The organism is uncultured Mobiluncus sp., from assembly GCF_947254095.1.
Classification (GTDB): Bacteria; Actinomycetota; Actinomycetes; order Actinomycetales; family Actinomycetaceae; genus Mobiluncus.
The window spans coordinates 1-15,784 of record NZ_CAMYBV010000022.1 but is presented as its reverse complement, the minus strand read 5'-3'; the positions used below and the strand labels follow the sequence as shown (position 1 = coordinate 15,784).

Below are 15,784 nucleotides of genomic sequence, written 5' to 3'. Positions count from 1 at the left end.
AGACCACGCCTAGGGGAAACTGTGGAATCGAAAGAAGATGAGCCGCTTGGCCAGTAAAACTTTCTATTCAATGCGGTTCGCGAATTTTCGGCTGTGGTTTGTCTCGAATTTGTTTGCGGCGACCGCGATGTGGATGCAGCGTGTCGCCCAGATTTGGGTGGTCCTGGTCGTTTTGACCGACAACGACGCGTTTGCGGTCGGGATGACCACCGCCCTGCAGTTCCTGCCCCAGCTGATTTTCGGTTTCTTTGGCGGGGCGTTGGCGGACTGGATGGATCGGCGCCGAATGTTGCAGATAACCCAATCCGGGGTGGCCCTGCTGGGGCTGATTCTGGGAGTGTTGCTGCTGACCGGCTCGGCTCAGCTGTTTGAAATCTACCTTATTGCGTTCGTGACCGGCATTTTTGATGCCCTGGCGATTGCGCAGCGGCAAACTTTCATCGCGGAGCTGGTTCCGGCGGACTGCCTGCCCAACGCGGTGGGGCTCAACTCGATGGCTTTCAACATTGCCCGCCTCATTGGTCCCGCCCTGGCGGGGGTGCTCATTGCGGTGCTGGGGCCGGGCTGGGTGTTCGTCATCAACACGGCGATTTTCGTGATACCGGTGGTGACTTTGGCGTTGATGCGCCGGGAAAATTTCTTTGCGGTCAAGCGCGGGGTGCGCCGCCGCGGCATGATTCGGGAGGGCTTTACCTACGTGCAATCCCGCTCCGATCTGAAAGCCATCATCTTCCTGATTACTCTGACCGGCGCTTTTGGGTTCAACCTGCAGATGACCCAGGCTTTCATGGCCACCGATGTGTATGCCAGAGGGCCGGGCGAGTACGGTTTGCTGGGGACGATGCTGGCTATCGGCTCTCTGTCGGGCGCGCTGCTGGCGGCGCGGCGTACTCACCCGCGTTTCGCGATGGTCATTTCTGGGGTTTTCTTTTTTGGATTGGCCGAGGCGTTTCTGGCGCTGTGCCCGAACTATGGGGCTTTCGCGGTCATGTCCATACCCGCTGGATTCTTTATGATTACCCTGTTGACTGCGGCAAACGCCCTGATTCAAACGTCTACGCCCGAAAGTTTACGAGGGCGGGTCCTCTCGATTTACTTCGTGTTCAACCTGGGTGCCACGCCGATCGGGTCCCCGCTGGTGGGCTGGGTCGGAGAAACTTTCGGAGCCCGCTGGAGCATCGGTTTGGGTGCGCTGGCCTGTATGGGGGCGGCGACCGCGGTGTTCATTTGGGCGCTGTTTGCTTGGCAGCTGCGGTTTTCCTGGCAGCGCCAGTGGCCGTTCCTGCTGATGGAGGGTCCTCGGGAACGCCACTATGACTGCGGGCCGAGCCCGCTGCACACCGTCTATCCCGTAGACCCCGGCTATTGCGGTCCCGAATCGGAGCCGACCGAGGACCCTCGTGAAAACCCCAACGACGGCCCTAGCGAAAACCCCAACGACGGCCCTTTTGACGAAACCGGCGAAAACCCAGCCCACGACCCTGACGGCCGGTTGCGTTAGTCCAGTCCGAGTTCTTTGCGCAGACGGGCAACATGCCCGGTGGCGCGCACGTTGTATCTGGCGGAAATCAGCGTACCGTCGGGGCCGACCACGAACGTGGAGCGCACTACCCCGAGCTTTTTCGTCAAGGGTTTCACCTGCCACACACCGTAGTCCGACAAGACTTTATGCTCCGGGTCGGAGCCCAAGGCAAAGTTCAAGTTCTGTTTGTCGCGGAACTTTTCCAGGGCAGGCATTTTATCTGGGCTAATCCCGATAACCGTGTATCCCGCGGATTTCAGGGAATTTAGGGAGTCGCGGAAGTCACAAGCCTCCGTGGTGCAGCCTGGGGTCATCGCGCGGGGGTAAAAGTACACGACCACCCCGGCTTTTGCGGCCTGACGGGCCTCGGCCAGGTGGAAGGTTCCTTCGGTAGTTTCGATTGTAAAGTCCGGGGCGACCTCGCCCACGCTGAGTTTCTGTTCCATGTCTTTATCCTACGACCCGCCAGGCATTTCACCCCGTCCGCGACCTCCAGCGTCCCGTAACGTTACCGGAAACCGAGGCCAACCGCTTGTGAAACCGTCGAAGGGGCTTACTGTTCCGCGATGGTAATCAACAAATCGTCAGGTTCCAGAAGGTACTGAATCAGCGCACCTTTGGCATCATAGCGCGGCGGAAGGATAACGGGCGTTTCGTACTGGCCGTTCGCGCCGCGGCGGCGAAAACCTATCAGGACCTCGTTCTTTTGAGCCGTGAGGGCCAGCATTTCAAAAAAGTTGAATGATTTGGGGGAATCGGTGAACCCCAGGTAGGAGCCCGCTTTACGCATATAGAGTTCGGAACCGTCAGGGCTTAGCAACTCCCGGAAAACCAGGTGCAAATCGCGGCTCTCAGAGACTTGCGCAATAATCAGGGCGGTGACGCTGGTGCCCACCACATAGTCTTCGTTGCCGGTGTATTCGGCGAGTTTCCGATTCTGTTCAAGGTTCATCTCACAGGTGATGGAGTAGGGCTCGGGCGCCTGGGCGCAAAGTTGGCGGACGTAAAGGAGGCGCGAAAGCGTTTTTTCATCCGCCAGGCTCATCCGGTTGTACAAGTCTTGCGGGTCGGGGTGCGAGTCGTCGTCTGGTTCCCAACGGAAGTCGGAGAGGATCAAAATGCTGCGAGTGCAGTCCCAGCTGGGGCCGCAGCCCGGGGACGCGGGGTCAGGGGTCGGCAGCCACTTCGCCAGTTCCTCATAGGAATCGATATTGCAAGCCGCATAGCGAACGTCGAGACCTTTGGGACAGAAGTTGTTTGCTTGGGCAATCTTAGAGGCATCGTCCAACACCAGGATAGAGGCGTTGTCACAAAGGAATCCGCTAAAGCCCTCCAGCACGGAGTGGAGCAGGTGGTTAGCCCCGATAATGACGATGTTGCCCTGCGGTTTATCAGGAACCGTCCAGGGTTTCGGATCATTAGACCAATCGCAGACTTTTTCAGTCAGTTCCTCAACTCCGTTGTCCTCCTCAATCAGATAGAGTTTCTTAAAACCGCGCAGCGTTCCCGGATTTGCTTCGTTGACTATGGAGGGAAACAGCAGACTGTGAGGAAATTGCCGGCGGTTGAGTTTGTCATCCACACTCAGTCGCGGGGCGTTTTGTTCCGTAAAACCGCCTATTGCCAACGCATTCTTAAAGTATTGATTGATTTCGTAAAGCGAGACGTTCTCAAGAGGCAGGGGGGTGCCGTTAAGCCGCAGGTTAGCGGTATCGACGGAGTAAATTTCGCTGTCTTGATAGTTGAACAACATACTAAACACGTAGGACAGTCCCGGCTGGCGGGCGGAATTCGCCATGATTCTGGACATAAATTCTTCGTAGCAAATGACTTCGAGGAAGTCTCCGCCGGCGATATAAGCGGCATTAATATTCTTTTTCTGGTGAATAACCGCTGTGATATGGGGCTCGGGGTGCTGCGGCTGGTTTTGTTCCGACCCGGCAGCCACGTTTTCAAGATACTTCCGGCAAGCCATAATGGCTTTGATGGTGTAAAAGTCGTTGTTGGCGTTAATGATGACGGAGTGGCAGTGTTCCAGGGAGCACATCGCCAAGTCGTTTTCGGCGTAAATTTCGCCTTTGCGGCAAATTACCCGAGTGTGTTTCTGGTATTTACGCTGAGACGTGCCGTCTTCCAACCCTGAGCGAAACCGGTTACGGATAGCTCTGTCCAGCTCTTGCGGGTCATGGTCCGAGGAAAGAATCACCACGGTTTTCTTGGATTCGCTAAGGTTGGCCTGAAAGAGCTGTTCCAAAATGTTGAAAGCGATTTCGTTGAAACCTAAGAGGACGGTGTGGTTGCTCTCTAGGACATGGGACTTTCCCTGATTGAGCGCATCCATGTAGTTTTCCAGGCCATTATTGATAATCCCGATAAACGTGGCCAAGAAAAAGATACCGTACAACGTGGCCAACAGCATGAAGAATACAAAAACTCTCGAATAGATTTCTTCGTCGCCGTTGAGGTTTCCCGGGTCAAAAGTTCGCATCAGCGTGACCCACAGCTGTTCGCCCGGATCCATCGGGGTGCGCACAAAGATGCGGGTCAGCACAAAAACTATGAAAAGAAACGCAATGCTGAGCAGACCCAGGAGGAAAATTTTTCCCAACATACCTTTGGACATGAGGTTGTCGAAGTGGTACTTAAACTGCTCTTTTAGTCCCGGTTTTCCATGTTCTGCCATGAGAGTTTTCCTCACTAGGAGTACGCATCGCGGGCATCGCTCGCACTGTTACAGTTTAAGTCCGGGGTTGGTGCAGTTAACTGGTTTTCGCAAAATTTAGTACCCGGAGGCGGACAGTGGCTTGATGTGGCGCAAAATCAACGCCAGGATGATGCCGGCGACCGGGACGACGGCGCACCTGCCAAAACGTGAAGCCAGGCTGCCCGCTGTGGAAGCTGCAAACGAGCCGAACAGGTTGACCAGGAAAATTAGGGAAACAATCCAGGTCGCCATAAAGTAGGGCGCGCCGGTCAAATGGTAGGGCATCATGTTGAGGATGCTTTGATAAGCGCCTAGCGCGGTGCCGGCCACGTAGGAACCGGCCGCTTTGGGTAGCTCAGCCGGACAGATTTCCTCGGCCACGATGAGTTCCGCAAAGAAAACCTGAAAGGCATCGACCTGGATAATCCGGCGGGAAAATAACCGGCCTGGCGGGGGAATCCGGTTCCGGAAAACCATGACCGGCTTCGCGATGTTGCAGGGCAGCGAGAGGTGGCGAAACAGGGAATGAATGTCGCAACGGGGCGCAGATTAGCCCAGGTCAAGGCTGCAATCAGCCCAGTAATCCAGAAGTTCCCGGTCGTGGCTAATCGCTATAACCGCAAGTCCCCGCGCCGAGCGTCGCTGAATCGCCCGCACCAGGCTAGCGGTACTGAAAGTGTCGAGCATGGCAGTGGCCTCGTCACAAATCAACACCGTGGGATTGGTCAATAAACATCTGGCCAAAGCAACGCGCTGCAGCTGTCCCTCGGAGACTTCCGCCGGGAAGCGCCGCCTGAACTCAGAGGGAATCCCCAGCTCATCGCAGATTTTAGCGCCTTGCTCGCGCCGCACATCGGACGGAACATCCGCGTAAACTAACGGTTCCTCAATGATTTGCCCCAGCGTCCAACGCGGATTCACGGAGCGCCGAGGCGACTGGAACAGCATCGCGACTCCGGGTTGCACCGCCGCGCGTGGGCGCTGTTTGGTGGCGGAGCTATTGCCTGGCAGTGTGGCCGTCTCCCCTGATTCACACCAGCGAATCTGGCCTGCCAAGGGAGTGAGGCGTCCGGCAATCGCCCTGGCGGTAGTGGTTTTGCCACAACCAGAGTCTCCGAACCACCCCACAGTTTCGCCGCGGTGCAGACTGAGATTAAAGCCTTTCACCACCGAGACTCCATGATAACCAACGGTGAGGTCGCGCACTTCCAATACGGTTTCGTGGGTTACGTCGGATGTCTGCGGTGATTCTCCGGTTACAGACACGTTGGTGCTGGTGATTGCGGTTTCCACAGGCGCCAGTCGGAGTTGACTCTCGTTGTCAGAAGTGTGGTGCTGCCCGGATACATAGACCCCGTCTCGTGCCATATTCCGTGGCAAAGCTGCTAATAGTTCCCGCGTATAAGGATGCAGTGGCGTATCTAGCACCTGCGTTGCCGTGCCTTGCTCCAACACCTGACCGTGACCCAACACTGTCACCCGATCTGCCAGCGGCAAATCCAGCAACAACGCCAAATCGTGGGTGATGGTCAACACTGCCAGACCCCGGTCTGCTAACTTTCGCAACAGCTGCCAAATCTGGTCCCGGCGTGTTTCGTCCAATCCGGCGGTGACCTCATCTGCAATCAAAACTGCCGGGTTCCCCGCCAAAGCCAGCGCCAAGTTTGCCCGGGTCAACATACCGCCGGACAACTCGTGCGGATAAGCCGCGAGGGAGTCCGTGGGAAAGCCCGTCATTTCGCACAATTCGGTCACGGTCGTGGGCTCGCCTGCCTCGCCCCGAGGCGAGACTTGCGCCGTTCGCAGTGGCGTGGAACCCCCGGCAGAAGTCAAGTCATTGACCTCCGATGAAGCGGATCCTTCGGCTGTCTGTCCGGAAAGTAACTCTGCCCAGTCACGGCGCTGTAGTAGCTTTACGGCCTCCTTCAGCTGGTCGCCAATGGTACGATTCGGTGCAAAAGCTGTAGCGCTGGATTGGGACGCCACCGCGATGAGACGCCCGCGGATCGCTGGCCACGGGCAGTGTTTGCCATACAGTTTTATCCCGCCAACGCTGACTTGGCCGCTGACCTGCATCTTTCCGGGCAGCATCCCGGTGGCAGTTTTCGCCAGAATCGATTTCCCCGCTCCGGATTGTCCCAGCAGCGCGTGCAGTTCGCCGGGTCTGACCTGCAGGTTCACGTGGTCTTCCAAAACCAGGTCGCATTCCGTGGGGGAATTGGCTGTCGATGCTGGCTTTGCGGCGGTGGTATCTGTCAGCGGGTCATGAATCCGCTGGTCAGAAATCCAGCCAGAGCGGGGAATCGTCACGCTCAAATCCTGAAATTCCAAGGCGGGTGGGGCGGTATTTTCGTCTGGTTCCCCGGCCGGAGCCTCATGCACACACCGGGCAACGCCGCTGGCGGCAACACTCAAATCCCCTACTAATGTGTCGGATTCTGCAGAATCTGCCTCTCCGGCTGCTCCGCGCGAAGCCTTGCCCAAACCCGAGGCCCACCCGAAAATGAGCAGGGTCAACGAAACCAAGGCGCCTGCCGGAAACACCAGTTCCCACCAGCAGCCAATCAGGATTTCCGTGCGCGCCACCTCTAGCAGGGTGCCTAGCGAAGGCTGGTCGGGGGAAATCCCCAGTCCTAGGAAAGACAGTGTAGATTCGTGCCAAATTGCGTGGGGGAACAGCAGCACGACACTGACTTTCATCTGGCCAAACACCGAAGGCAGCAGGTGTTTGCGCGCCACTTGCCAGTGGCTCGCGCCCGCCAGATACGCGGCCTCTACATATTCCAATTCACGTGTGGATAGTGCAATGGAACGCACAATACGAGCTACCGGCGACCAGTGCACCAAGGCAATAGACGCGATAATCGCCACTAGGGAACCGGGGTAAAACGCCACAATCGCAATGCCCAACAGTAGCTGAGGCAGGGCGTTGATGGTGTCGGTAAAGCGCATCAGCACCGAGTCGACTTTTCCGCCCCAGGAGGCTGCCACGGCTCCGATGAGTACCCCAATTACTGTGGAAACCACGGCGCAGACTGCTGCCACGAAAATGCTGACCCGCAGACCTAAAGCCACGCGCACCAACAAATCATGCCCTGCCAAGTCAGTGCCGAACCAATGTGCGGCACTGGGCGCCAACCGTGCTTGTGACAAATCCGCCTCGTGCAAATCCGTGCCAGCAAAAAACGGCAAGATTGCGGCGTAGAGCAGCATCAACACCAGGGCATAGAAAGCCAACCGACTGGGACTAAATGCCTTTCTCAGTAAAGGAGGGGAGGTCAACTTAAGATTCATATCGCACCCGTGGATCGAAATAGAGATACAAAACATCAGCTACCAAGTTGCCGATAATTACCAGTGCGGCTGATGCCAAGGTCAGGAAAGTTAGCAGCGGTAAATCCAATCCTTTTGCCGAAGCTACCAGCGCGGCTGCCAGCCCACCCCAAGAAAACACTTCCTCGACCAGAACCGCGCCGACAATCAGTTCCGGCAGGCGCATTCCCACCATGGTGATGGTGGGAGCCAGGGACAGCGGCAGGACCGAACGGCGGATTAAGGTGCTTTGCGGAATTCCGCGTTGAATCCCGGCTTTCCACCAGTCAGAATGCAGATTCTCTTGGGCACGTTCCCACAAGGTCAACAGCATCCACGGCATTTGGGTTAACGCCAACACGCTGGCAGGCAAAATCAGATACGACCACTCCCAGGCCGAGGTGGCACCTGGGCCTGTGCGGCCCCCGGCGGGAAACCATCCGGTTCCTAAAGCCAGGAATAACACTGCTCCCAAAGCCAACACGAAGGGGGGGATGGCTTGGATAAACAGCATGAGAGCTTGGAATACACGTCCCAGCCAGTTCCACCGCAGCCCCAGTATCCCCAAGACGATACTCAGCACGAAAGCCAGGACCAGACCCACCCCCGATAGCACCAGGGTGGCTTCGCAGCGCTCTGCCAAGACTTGCACGACGGGCTGATTATAGGTGCGGGAAAAACCCAAATTGCCATGAATCAAATCGCTGGCCCAAGCCAACCAGGCTCCGTGCCAGGATTGATCCAAATTAAGCGCCTTCGCGATGGATTCCCGCTGGGTGGCGCTGAGGAACTGATAGCGGTCCCCCAAGTACGCCACCAGCGGGTTCAAGGGGGATGCGGCGGCGAGCAGGAAAACACCTACTGAAATCGCCACCAGCAGCACCGGCAATACCAACAGGCGGTTGCGCACCAAAATCCACACCTGGCGGCGTCGCTCGTGGCGACGCGCCTGGCGCAGAGTTATTCCGGTGCTTATTTCTCCCATTGCCCCAGGTTCCACCACGGACCCCAATTCACGCCGTGGGAGTGCGGCTCTACCGTCAGATTCCCGGTCTTCCAACCGGCATCACGGGTGACATAAGCGTGTTGCAAGAATGCCAGGAACACGTGGTTCGGGGCTTCCAAATACTGCTTTTGGGCTTGCTGGTATAGCTTAACTCGTTCGGATTCATCCCCGGATTTGCGTGCCTGTTCCAGGATTTTATCCATTTCTGGCGAGCCGTAGTTGCCGGGGTTATCGTACTGCGAGGTGTTTGCTTCGCGGGTGTGCAAAATCGAGTACACCTGAGTGTCAATGGAATACGGCTTGTCGCCGCCACCCAACAAGATACCGACTTTGTCCAGGCGTCCATCCAGCGCATCCCAAGTGGTTCCTTCCAGTTTCACGTCTACGCCCAGTGGCTTCATGGCGGCGGCGAAAGCCACCGATAGGTCACGGCGCACGGTGTCATTAGAGCTGTAAGCTAGGGTGAAAGCCGCGCGCTGACCGTCTTTTTCACGAATCCCGTCCGCACCGGGTTTCCAGCCGGCTGCGTCCAGACGCTTTTTGGCGCCATCCAAGTCAAACTTAAACTGTGCTTCCGGGACGTAAGCTTCGTAAACCCCAGAAACTGGAGTGTATGCTGGTTTGCCTGCCCCGAACAGTACATTTTTGATTATTTCCTGGCGGTTCACGGCTTCATTCATGGCGATTCGGGCCTGTAAGTCGGCACAAAATGCGTTGCTGCCGGGGAAACTAATTCCGCGCCAGTCAGCGGAATCCGCATATACCACCTGGTAACCGGGGAGGTCTTTCAGGCTGTTTGCCAAAGCGGGAGGAACAATCGAACCGTCGAATTCCTTGGTGCGAATCCGAGCCACGCGAGCGGCGTCATCGGGGACATACACAGTGGTCAGCTGCTTAACCTGCGGTGCCTTGCCCCAATAATTGGGGTTGGCTACCCACACGGCTTTCTGACTGTCGAGTGTTTTCAGGACATATGGTCCGGTTCCTACGGGTTTGGTGTTTAGAGGAGATTCACTCGCCAGTCCACCTTTCATGTATTCACTAGGTGCCATTCCCAGCAGCAGTCGAGAGGGGAAATCGGGGTAGGGGTACTTGAGCTTGAAAGTGACCTTGTTTCCGTCCGCGTTAATCTGTTCCACCATCTCGTAAGAGGCTCCAATTTCCGAAGCCGTGTCGGGATTCATCACTTCTTTGTAATTAGCCACCACGTCTTGGGCATCGAAATCGCTGCCGTCCGAGAATTTCACTCCGTCGCGGACTTCCACGGTCCATTCGGTTTTATCTGCGTTAGAAGTCGGCATCGCAGTCGCCAGAACCGGACGCAGCTCTGGCAATTTATGAGGGTCTTTGCTGTCCAAACCCAACAAGCCTTCATATATGGGGGAGACGCCGAGTTCGGCATAGCCGTTGGTAGGGTTGTATCCTCCCAATTCATAAGCGTCCGCCAAAGTGATTTCATCGGCAGCTGCGGATTTGCCGGTGCTGGCGGAGCCTTTCGTGGAGGTACCTCCTTGACAAGCGCTGAGGCTCAAAGCTAACGCCACGGCAGCGCCGCTGACAGCAAGGGTCTTTAAGTTGAATTTGCCAGGGAGGCGGATTTGAGACATAACTGCTCCTTGTGTGTAACGTATTGTTCGCATAGTGCGTTTAATAATGTCTAGATAGACATATGTTAGTTCGCAAAGATATTATCATGCGGTTAGTAGTGGGGCAATTCTCCCGCCGGCAGGGAAACCCAGAGATAACGCGCCAAAATCAGGTGAATAATGTCACAATTGGAAAGGTATTAGGAAGGAAAGATTCATGAGCGAGCTGCCTGCCGCGGAGATTCGTGCCCTGCGCGAAGCCTTGGCCCATCCACACGGAACCGGTTCGGGGTGCCGGTGCGCGGCGGAAATTGAGCTGATGCCTCATGAAAGCGGGAAACATTACGAACCCGACGAAGCCCACTGCGAAGACCATACCCACCACGGACGACTTGCGACTCCCCCGATGCAGCCGGTAGACATCGACAAGATTGCCACCACTTGGGCACCTCGCTTCGAATTGCTAGCCGACTTAACCCGGCTGAAGCTGCTGTCTTATATGCATATTTACCCTGGTTCTTGCGTACAGGATTTAGCCAAAGCGGCAGGTATTACCCAGACGGCAGCCTCACAAGCGCTGCGGGTCTTGCGCGACGAAGGCTGGGTTAACGCGGATCGTGACGGGCGCTTGATGCGCTATACCTTGAAAGACGCGGCTGCGCACCAAATGCTGCATTTTATTGGGCACACCCACGTGTAACTTGATGGTGACGAGGCGACTCTAGTCTAACCACAACCGCCACCAGCAGCACCAGCATAAATGCCTGAAAAACCGGACATACTGCATATTTGTAGAACTCGGGTTTCAGTACCCGGAGGCGGACAGTGGCTTGATGTGGCGCAAAATCAACGCCAGGATGATGACTACGACTGCCAGGGAACCGGAAATTGCCACCACTCCCAGCCAGCCCAGGGCGGTCCAACCAAAACCAGCTAGGGTGCCGAAAATCGAGCCGCCGGCATAGTAAACAATCGAGTAGGCTGACGAAGCCTGGCCGGTGGCCCCCACCCCGGATACCGCCCGAGCCGTGACCCAGCCGGTCGCTACGGAATGAACCGCAAAGAACCCGATGGTAAACACGATGAGCCCCGCAAAAATCGCCCACAACGGCCTTGCCAAAGTCATCAAAATTCCCACCAAATAGATGATGCCGGCGACCGGGACGACGGCGCGCCTGCCAAAACGTGAAGCCAAGCTGCCTGCCGCGGAAGCCGCGACTGAACCGAACAGGTTGACCAGGAAAATCAGGGAAACAATCCAGGTCGCCATAAAGTAGGGCGCGCCGGTCAAACGGTAGGGCATCATGTTGAGGATACTTTGATAAGCGCCCAGAGCGGTGCCGGCAATGACGAACAGCAGCACCAAACCGGGTTCAGTTAAGACGTCCTTGGTGTGTTGCAACAGGGCTTTCAACCCCGGCTCGGCCTTAGAGAAACCCTCCTGTTTGGGCAAAAGCAGCCACACCAGCACTGTCCCGACCACGCCGATGCAACCCTGGATAGTGATGGTCATGTCCCAGCCCACCAGGTGAGACAAAAACCCGGAGAGAATGCGACCCAACATACCGCCAATCGCAGTACCGGCCACGTAGGAACCAGCCGCCTTGGGCAGCTCAGCTGAACAGATTTCCTCAGCTAGGTAAGCCGTGGCCACTGCGGGCAAACCCGCCAACGCCATGCCCTGCACAAAACGTCCGACCATCAAAAAGCCCCAGTTCGGGGTAAAGCCCAGGATAATACCCAGGAGGGAGGCCACGAAAAGGGAAATCAAAATAATCGGGCGGCGCCCCAGACGTTCCGAGGACGGCCCGATAAAGAACATCGAGATGGCCAACGCTAGGGTCGTCAGCGACAGCGCCAGCGAGGCCGTGACCGGGGAGATAGAGAAAAACTTCGAGATGTCCGGCAGCAGCACCTGCACCTCATAAATCTGCGCGAAAGTCACGAAACCAGCTACGAACAGGGCAAACTTGATGCGGCGGTATTCCGGGTCGTGACTGGTGTAGCCGGTGAAAGCCGCTTGGGCGGCAGGACGCAGCGCGGTCAGGGGCAAATCTTCGACCGGAACTGGAATCCCGCCCGGTTCGGTGCGGGCGGCATCAATCATGGCAGGGTCGGGAGAAGCGACGATACTGTCGGGCTGGCGGGGACCAGGAGCCTTAGATTTGCGAACTGACGACATATGGCCAGTATATTCCTCAGTCGCGTGCCCGTTGACATCGCGCAACCGCGCTCATCGGGCAACGCCGTTGAGACGGGCTGCGGGTGCCGGGTAACGTGCTTGAGGCGAGGGACTACTCGGTGTACAGCGGGGCCAGCCGCGCATAGAAACGCGACGAGAAATCCTCGAAATCCTGCGCTATGCCCTGAGCAGTATCCGTGGAATCCACCAGGGACAGCGCCAAAACCGCGTTGTCATGCGGGACGTAACACACGTCCAAAGTCTGGCTGACCTGGTTGCTTGTCACGGTTTGGCGATACCCGTTCGTACAAGACACCACGGGGTCGTTCGCTTTGAGGGTCATCTTAACGGTGCCGGTCGGGGCGCTCACCGTCACTTCCTCGCAGTTCCTGATCATGGTGTTGAGGTCGTCAATCATCGACCGCACGTCCTGGACAGAAGGCGCCAGGAACACCTGGGCTGCCGCCTGTCCGTCAGGCGCCTGGGCCGCCAGGGAGGGCCAATGCAGCAGGGGAAGGTTGAAAGAATTGCGCATCATGGCTTGGCAGCCAGAACCGGCGGGCTCAAACTCCAGTCCCGCCGGGTTTTTCAGGTCGCGCACCTGGTCCCCGGCCAGGTCAACCTGTTGGCGCAGCTGGGTGGATTCGTCCTCGTTGAACGGCGTGAGCGAGTGCCCCGCCAGTTTCAGGTCGGCGAAAATGGCGGCCGTCGCGCCGATGTCAGGAGAACCGGGCGCCGGTTTCGCGTCGACTTTACTTTGATCTGAGGCGCACCCGGTCAGGCTCAACATCACCAGGCCGGCCGCGGCAATCAAGGAGAAAAGCTGGCGTTTCATTGGGCACCTCCGAGGGTTTGTGTGGGGTCTGGCGCGCTGGGCGGGGGAGTTTCAGGTGAAGAGTCTTCCGTCGGTGTTTCCGCCGGGAGTTCGACCGGCTGGCCGGGCCCGGAGGGCGAAACCGTCACGGAAACGTCCCCCTCAAGACTTGTGGGGTCGCCCGAAACTGCGTCAGGAGCGGAAACGCTCGGCGCTGTCTCGGTCGCCCGCCGCAGAACCATGTGATCCTCGCGCACCGGCAGCAGCATCAGCAACCCCACCAGCAGCACCAGGCCAATCCCGAGGATGCCCCAGTATTGAGCCTGCGCGTGAATCGCCATCATCGGGCCGCCCGGACCCGTCGTCACAGACAGCAAAGCGGGCGGAATAAACGGGGTAAAGTGCTGGCCGAGGCTGATGAACAGGGTAAACATCAGGGGAGCCAGCCACGTCACCGAGCGACCCGTCGTCTGGTAGAGCCCGAACACCTCGCCCTCGTGACCTTCGGGAATGCGCCGCGCCAGGAAAGAACGGGACGCGGACTGGGCCGGGCCGACCCACAAGGTCATGAACAGCCCGATTGTCCACATGATGATTTTGCCTTGGGCGTGCAGAGCGAAAACCCCTAAACAGCACGCTACCAGCATGATTAGAGAGAAAATCATGACTTTCTTGGGGCCGATTTTGTCGTCAAAGAAACCCATCAGCGTCGTGGCGATGCCGGCCGCGACGTTGGCGACGACCGCGAAAATAATGACTTCCCCCGGAGAGAAACCGAAAGTCACCGCCGCGATGATGCCGCCGAACGTAAAGACGCCGGACAGTCCGTCGCGGAAAATCGCGGAGGCAATCAGGAAGTACAGCACGTTCGGGGCGTTGCGAAACAGCCAGGCGATGGTTTGGAACAGTTTTTTGTAGGAGGTGAAAATGGACTCGTGAGGCAGGTTTTCGCTGCCCGGCACGACCCGCCCGCGCACGGTAAACAGCACCGGCACAAAGAAAATCAGCGACCACGCGGCCGCGACCAGCATCGCGACTCGCACCCCCATGCCGTTTGCGGTGTCCAAGCCGGTGAAGTTATTTTCCGAGATGAAACCGAAGTTCAGGAACATCAACAGGACGATTCCGCCGAAATACCCGCTGGCCCAGCCGATACCGCTGATTTTTCCGATGTTGTCGGCGTTGGAAATCCGGGTCAGCATGGCGTAGTAGTTTACGGTGGCGAACTCGAAGAACATGGTCATCAGCGCCAGCAGGCCCACGCCCAGCCACAGGAAGTTCGGGTGCGGCGCCACAAAGAACATCGCCGCCAAACAAGCGATGATGATTACCGAAAAGACCCCCAGCCAAAATGTTCCTTTGCCGCGCCGATCCGCGCGTTGCCCGGTGATGGGGGCGGTCAGCGCCACGATAATTCCCGCGATGGTCATGCCGGTTGAAACGGCTTGTGAAGAGGCCGTTTGGTTGCCGAAAGCCGAGCCGGTCAAGTAAACCGTGAACACGAAAGTCGTCGCGACCGCGTTGACAGAGGCGCCGCCGGCGTCCCACATGCACCAGGTTAGTTTTTGAAGAAATCCGCCTTCTTTTACCATTGTTTTCCCTTTCAAGGAGCTGCGGCTAAAACGGTCCCCCGGACCGTTTTTTAACGCCTTCGCGCCCGGCCCGCGATGGCTCATGCGCTTCGCGCTGCCATCGCGCCCCCATGCACCATGTTAACTTTTGGATGAATCCGCCTGGTTTTGGCATGTCTCTCCCCTTTGATGACTTCACTGTTAACCTACCGGTTTTACGTAAGGGATTTGTTAAGTTCTCTCGTGTTATCTATGGTGTTCGTTGCTCAATCGGGTTGTTGCTCGCTAGGTCGGTCCGTGCGGCGTCGGGGAGATGCCTCTCAGTCGCAGAAATGGGGTCCCGTTCTGTTTTTCTAAGCGGGCAAGCCGCTAAGAAAAACTACGAACACCCGCAGCGAGTGAGCCCGGACGCGAGCTTGCTCGCGTGTACGGGCGAACGAGCCAGGGTACGCAATCTCGCAGAGATTGCAAGTACCCATATGCTCCTTCGAGGTCCCCCCTCCACCACGGGGACCTCTTACGCCCAAAATATCGCGGGTACCCCTGACAATCCTGTTTACCCCTCAGAACTGCATAGTGTGCCATCAATGGGGCATCAAGGTGTGCAAATAGTATCTATTGTCTAGAGATCGTGAGTTATTGTTGCGGCTCAGGAAAAATCGGGGACGTTAGTGGTGCGGGGAGTGCTGGGATTCGGCGAGGGCCAGGTCGGCGGGTGTGGTGATTTTGTAGGCGGAGCGATCGCCGTCTACGGTCACGACCGGCAGGTTTGCGGCTTCATAGAGCGCTGCATCATCGGAGAAAGACGTGGACTCCGCGAGCGAGCGTTCGGCAAAACGCTGGTGCAGCGCTGCCAACTCGTGCAGGTAAAAGCCCTGTGGCGTTTGGACTGCACGCAAAGTCGCGCGGTTCGGGGTGGCGGTGACGACCTCGACAGGCTCGTCGGAACGGGTCCGCGGAGCTATGACCTTGATTGTGTCGGTGACGGGCAGGGCGGGAACAACGGCCCGATGACCGTTCTGTAGAGCTGAAACCACGCGGTCAAACACTGCGGGGGGAGTGAAAGGGCGGGCCGCGTCATGAACCA

12 protein-coding genes are annotated in these 15,784 nt (G+C 57.5%); 2 read left to right on the top strand and 10 right to left on the bottom strand.

Annotated features, from left to right (window positions below):
• Window positions 1-70: 70 nt before the first annotated feature.
• Complete coding sequence (locus Q0X47_RS07560; protein ID WP_297724547.1) at window positions 71-1,501, top strand: MFS transporter; 1,431 nt, start codon at window positions 71-73, stop codon at window positions 1,499-1,501.
• Here the strand turns inward: Q0X47_RS07560 and Q0X47_RS07555 are convergent.
• The 6 genes from Q0X47_RS07555 to Q0X47_RS07530 form a co-directional block, all read right to left on the bottom strand.
• Entirely contained in the window at window positions 1,498-1,968 is a 471-nt protein-coding gene (locus Q0X47_RS07555) for a peroxiredoxin (RefSeq protein ID WP_297724544.1), read from the bottom strand. The genes Q0X47_RS07560 and Q0X47_RS07555 overlap by 4 nt on opposite strands.
• Before the next feature lie 107 nt (window positions 1,969-2,075).
• On the bottom strand, window positions 2,076-4,205 hold the full coding sequence (locus tag Q0X47_RS07550; protein ID WP_297724541.1) for a hypothetical protein: 2,130 nt from the start codon (window positions 4,203-4,205) through the stop codon (window positions 2,076-2,078).
• 96 nt (window positions 4,206-4,301) lie between these two features.
• Complete coding sequence (locus tag Q0X47_RS07545; protein WP_297724538.1) at window positions 4,302-4,703, bottom strand: hypothetical protein; 402 nt, start codon at window positions 4,701-4,703, stop codon at window positions 4,302-4,304.
• 72 nt (window positions 4,704-4,775) lie between these two features.
• A complete protein-coding gene (locus Q0X47_RS07540; RefSeq protein WP_297724535.1) occupies window positions 4,776-7,520 on the bottom strand; it encodes an ATP-binding cassette domain-containing protein in 2,745 nt (914 codons plus the stop codon).
• Window positions 7,510-8,523 carry an ABC transporter permease gene (locus Q0X47_RS07535; RefSeq protein ID WP_297724532.1) on the bottom strand — a complete coding sequence of 338 codons (1,014 nt, stop codon included), beginning with the start codon at window positions 8,521-8,523 and terminating at the stop codon, window positions 7,510-7,512. Before Q0X47_RS07535 ends, Q0X47_RS07540 begins: the two co-directional genes overlap by 11 nt.
• The gene (locus tag Q0X47_RS07530) at window positions 8,511-10,184 is read right to left on the bottom strand and encodes an ABC transporter substrate-binding protein (protein ID WP_367178293.1); all 1,674 of its coding nucleotides are present in this window, start codon (window positions 10,182-10,184) and stop codon (window positions 8,511-8,513) included. The genes Q0X47_RS07535 and Q0X47_RS07530 overlap by 13 nt, the downstream gene beginning before the upstream one ends.
• Window positions 10,185-10,347: 163 nt before the next feature.
• Between Q0X47_RS07530 and Q0X47_RS07525 the strand changes: the two genes are divergently transcribed.
• Window positions 10,348-10,830: a helix-turn-helix transcriptional regulator gene (locus tag Q0X47_RS07525; RefSeq protein ID WP_297724527.1), complete on the top strand. Its 483-nt coding sequence runs from the start codon at window positions 10,348-10,350 to the stop codon at window positions 10,828-10,830.
• Window positions 10,831-10,935: 105 nt separating this feature from the next.
• Here Q0X47_RS07525 and Q0X47_RS07520 read toward each other — a convergent pair whose 3' ends face one another.
• The 4 genes from Q0X47_RS07520 to Q0X47_RS07505 all read right to left on the bottom strand — a co-directional run.
• A complete protein-coding gene (locus Q0X47_RS07520) occupies window positions 10,936-12,312 on the bottom strand; it encodes an MFS transporter (protein ID WP_297724524.1) in 1,377 nt (458 codons plus the stop codon).
• A gap of 112 nt (window positions 12,313-12,424) precedes the next feature.
• A complete protein-coding gene (locus Q0X47_RS07515) occupies window positions 12,425-13,147 on the bottom strand; it encodes an ABC transporter (protein ID WP_297724521.1) in 723 nt (240 codons plus the stop codon).
• A complete protein-coding gene (locus tag Q0X47_RS07510; protein ID WP_297724518.1) occupies window positions 13,144-14,718 on the bottom strand; it encodes an MFS transporter in 1,575 nt (524 codons plus the stop codon). The genes Q0X47_RS07515 and Q0X47_RS07510 overlap by 4 nt, the downstream gene beginning before the upstream one ends.
• Before the next feature lie 647 nt (window positions 14,719-15,365).
• On the bottom strand, window positions 15,366-15,784 hold a 419-nt coding region (locus tag Q0X47_RS07505; protein WP_297724515.1), incomplete at its 5' end, for a 2-C-methyl-D-erythritol 4-phosphate cytidylyltransferase.

Coding starts and splice junctions, on each gene's coding strand:
- Q0X47_RS07560 (WP_297724547.1), top strand. CDS start 71: ATGCGGTTCGCGAATTTTCGGCTGTGGTTTGTCTCGAATTTGTTTGCG.
- Q0X47_RS07555 (WP_297724544.1), bottom strand. CDS start 1,968: ATGGAACAGAAACTCAGCGTGGGCGAGGTCGCCCCGGACTTTACAATC.
- Q0X47_RS07550 (WP_297724541.1), bottom strand. CDS start 4,205: ATGGCAGAACATGGAAAACCGGGACTAAAAGAGCAGTTTAAGTACCAC.
- Q0X47_RS07545 (WP_297724538.1), bottom strand. CDS start 4,703: ATGGTTTTCCGGAACCGGATTCCCCCGCCAGGCCGGTTATTTTCCCGC.
- Q0X47_RS07540 (WP_297724535.1), bottom strand. CDS start 7,520: ATGAATCTTAAGTTGACCTCCCCTCCTTTACTGAGAAAGGCATTTAGT.
- Q0X47_RS07535 (WP_297724532.1), bottom strand. CDS start 8,523: ATGGGAGAAATAAGCACCGGAATAACTCTGCGCCAGGCGCGTCGCCAC.
- Q0X47_RS07530 (WP_367178293.1), bottom strand. CDS start 10,184: ATGCGAACAATACGTTACACACAAGGAGCAGTTATGTCTCAAATCCGC.
- Q0X47_RS07525 (WP_297724527.1), top strand. CDS start 10,348: ATGAGCGAGCTGCCTGCCGCGGAGATTCGTGCCCTGCGCGAAGCCTTG.
- Q0X47_RS07520 (WP_297724524.1), bottom strand. CDS start 12,312: ATGTCGTCAGTTCGCAAATCTAAGGCTCCTGGTCCCCGCCAGCCCGAC.
- Q0X47_RS07515 (WP_297724521.1), bottom strand. CDS start 13,147: ATGAAACGCCAGCTTTTCTCCTTGATTGCCGCGGCCGGCCTGGTGATG.
- Q0X47_RS07510 (WP_297724518.1), bottom strand. CDS start 14,718: ATGGTAAAAGAAGGCGGATTTCTTCAAAAACTAACCTGGTGCATGTGG.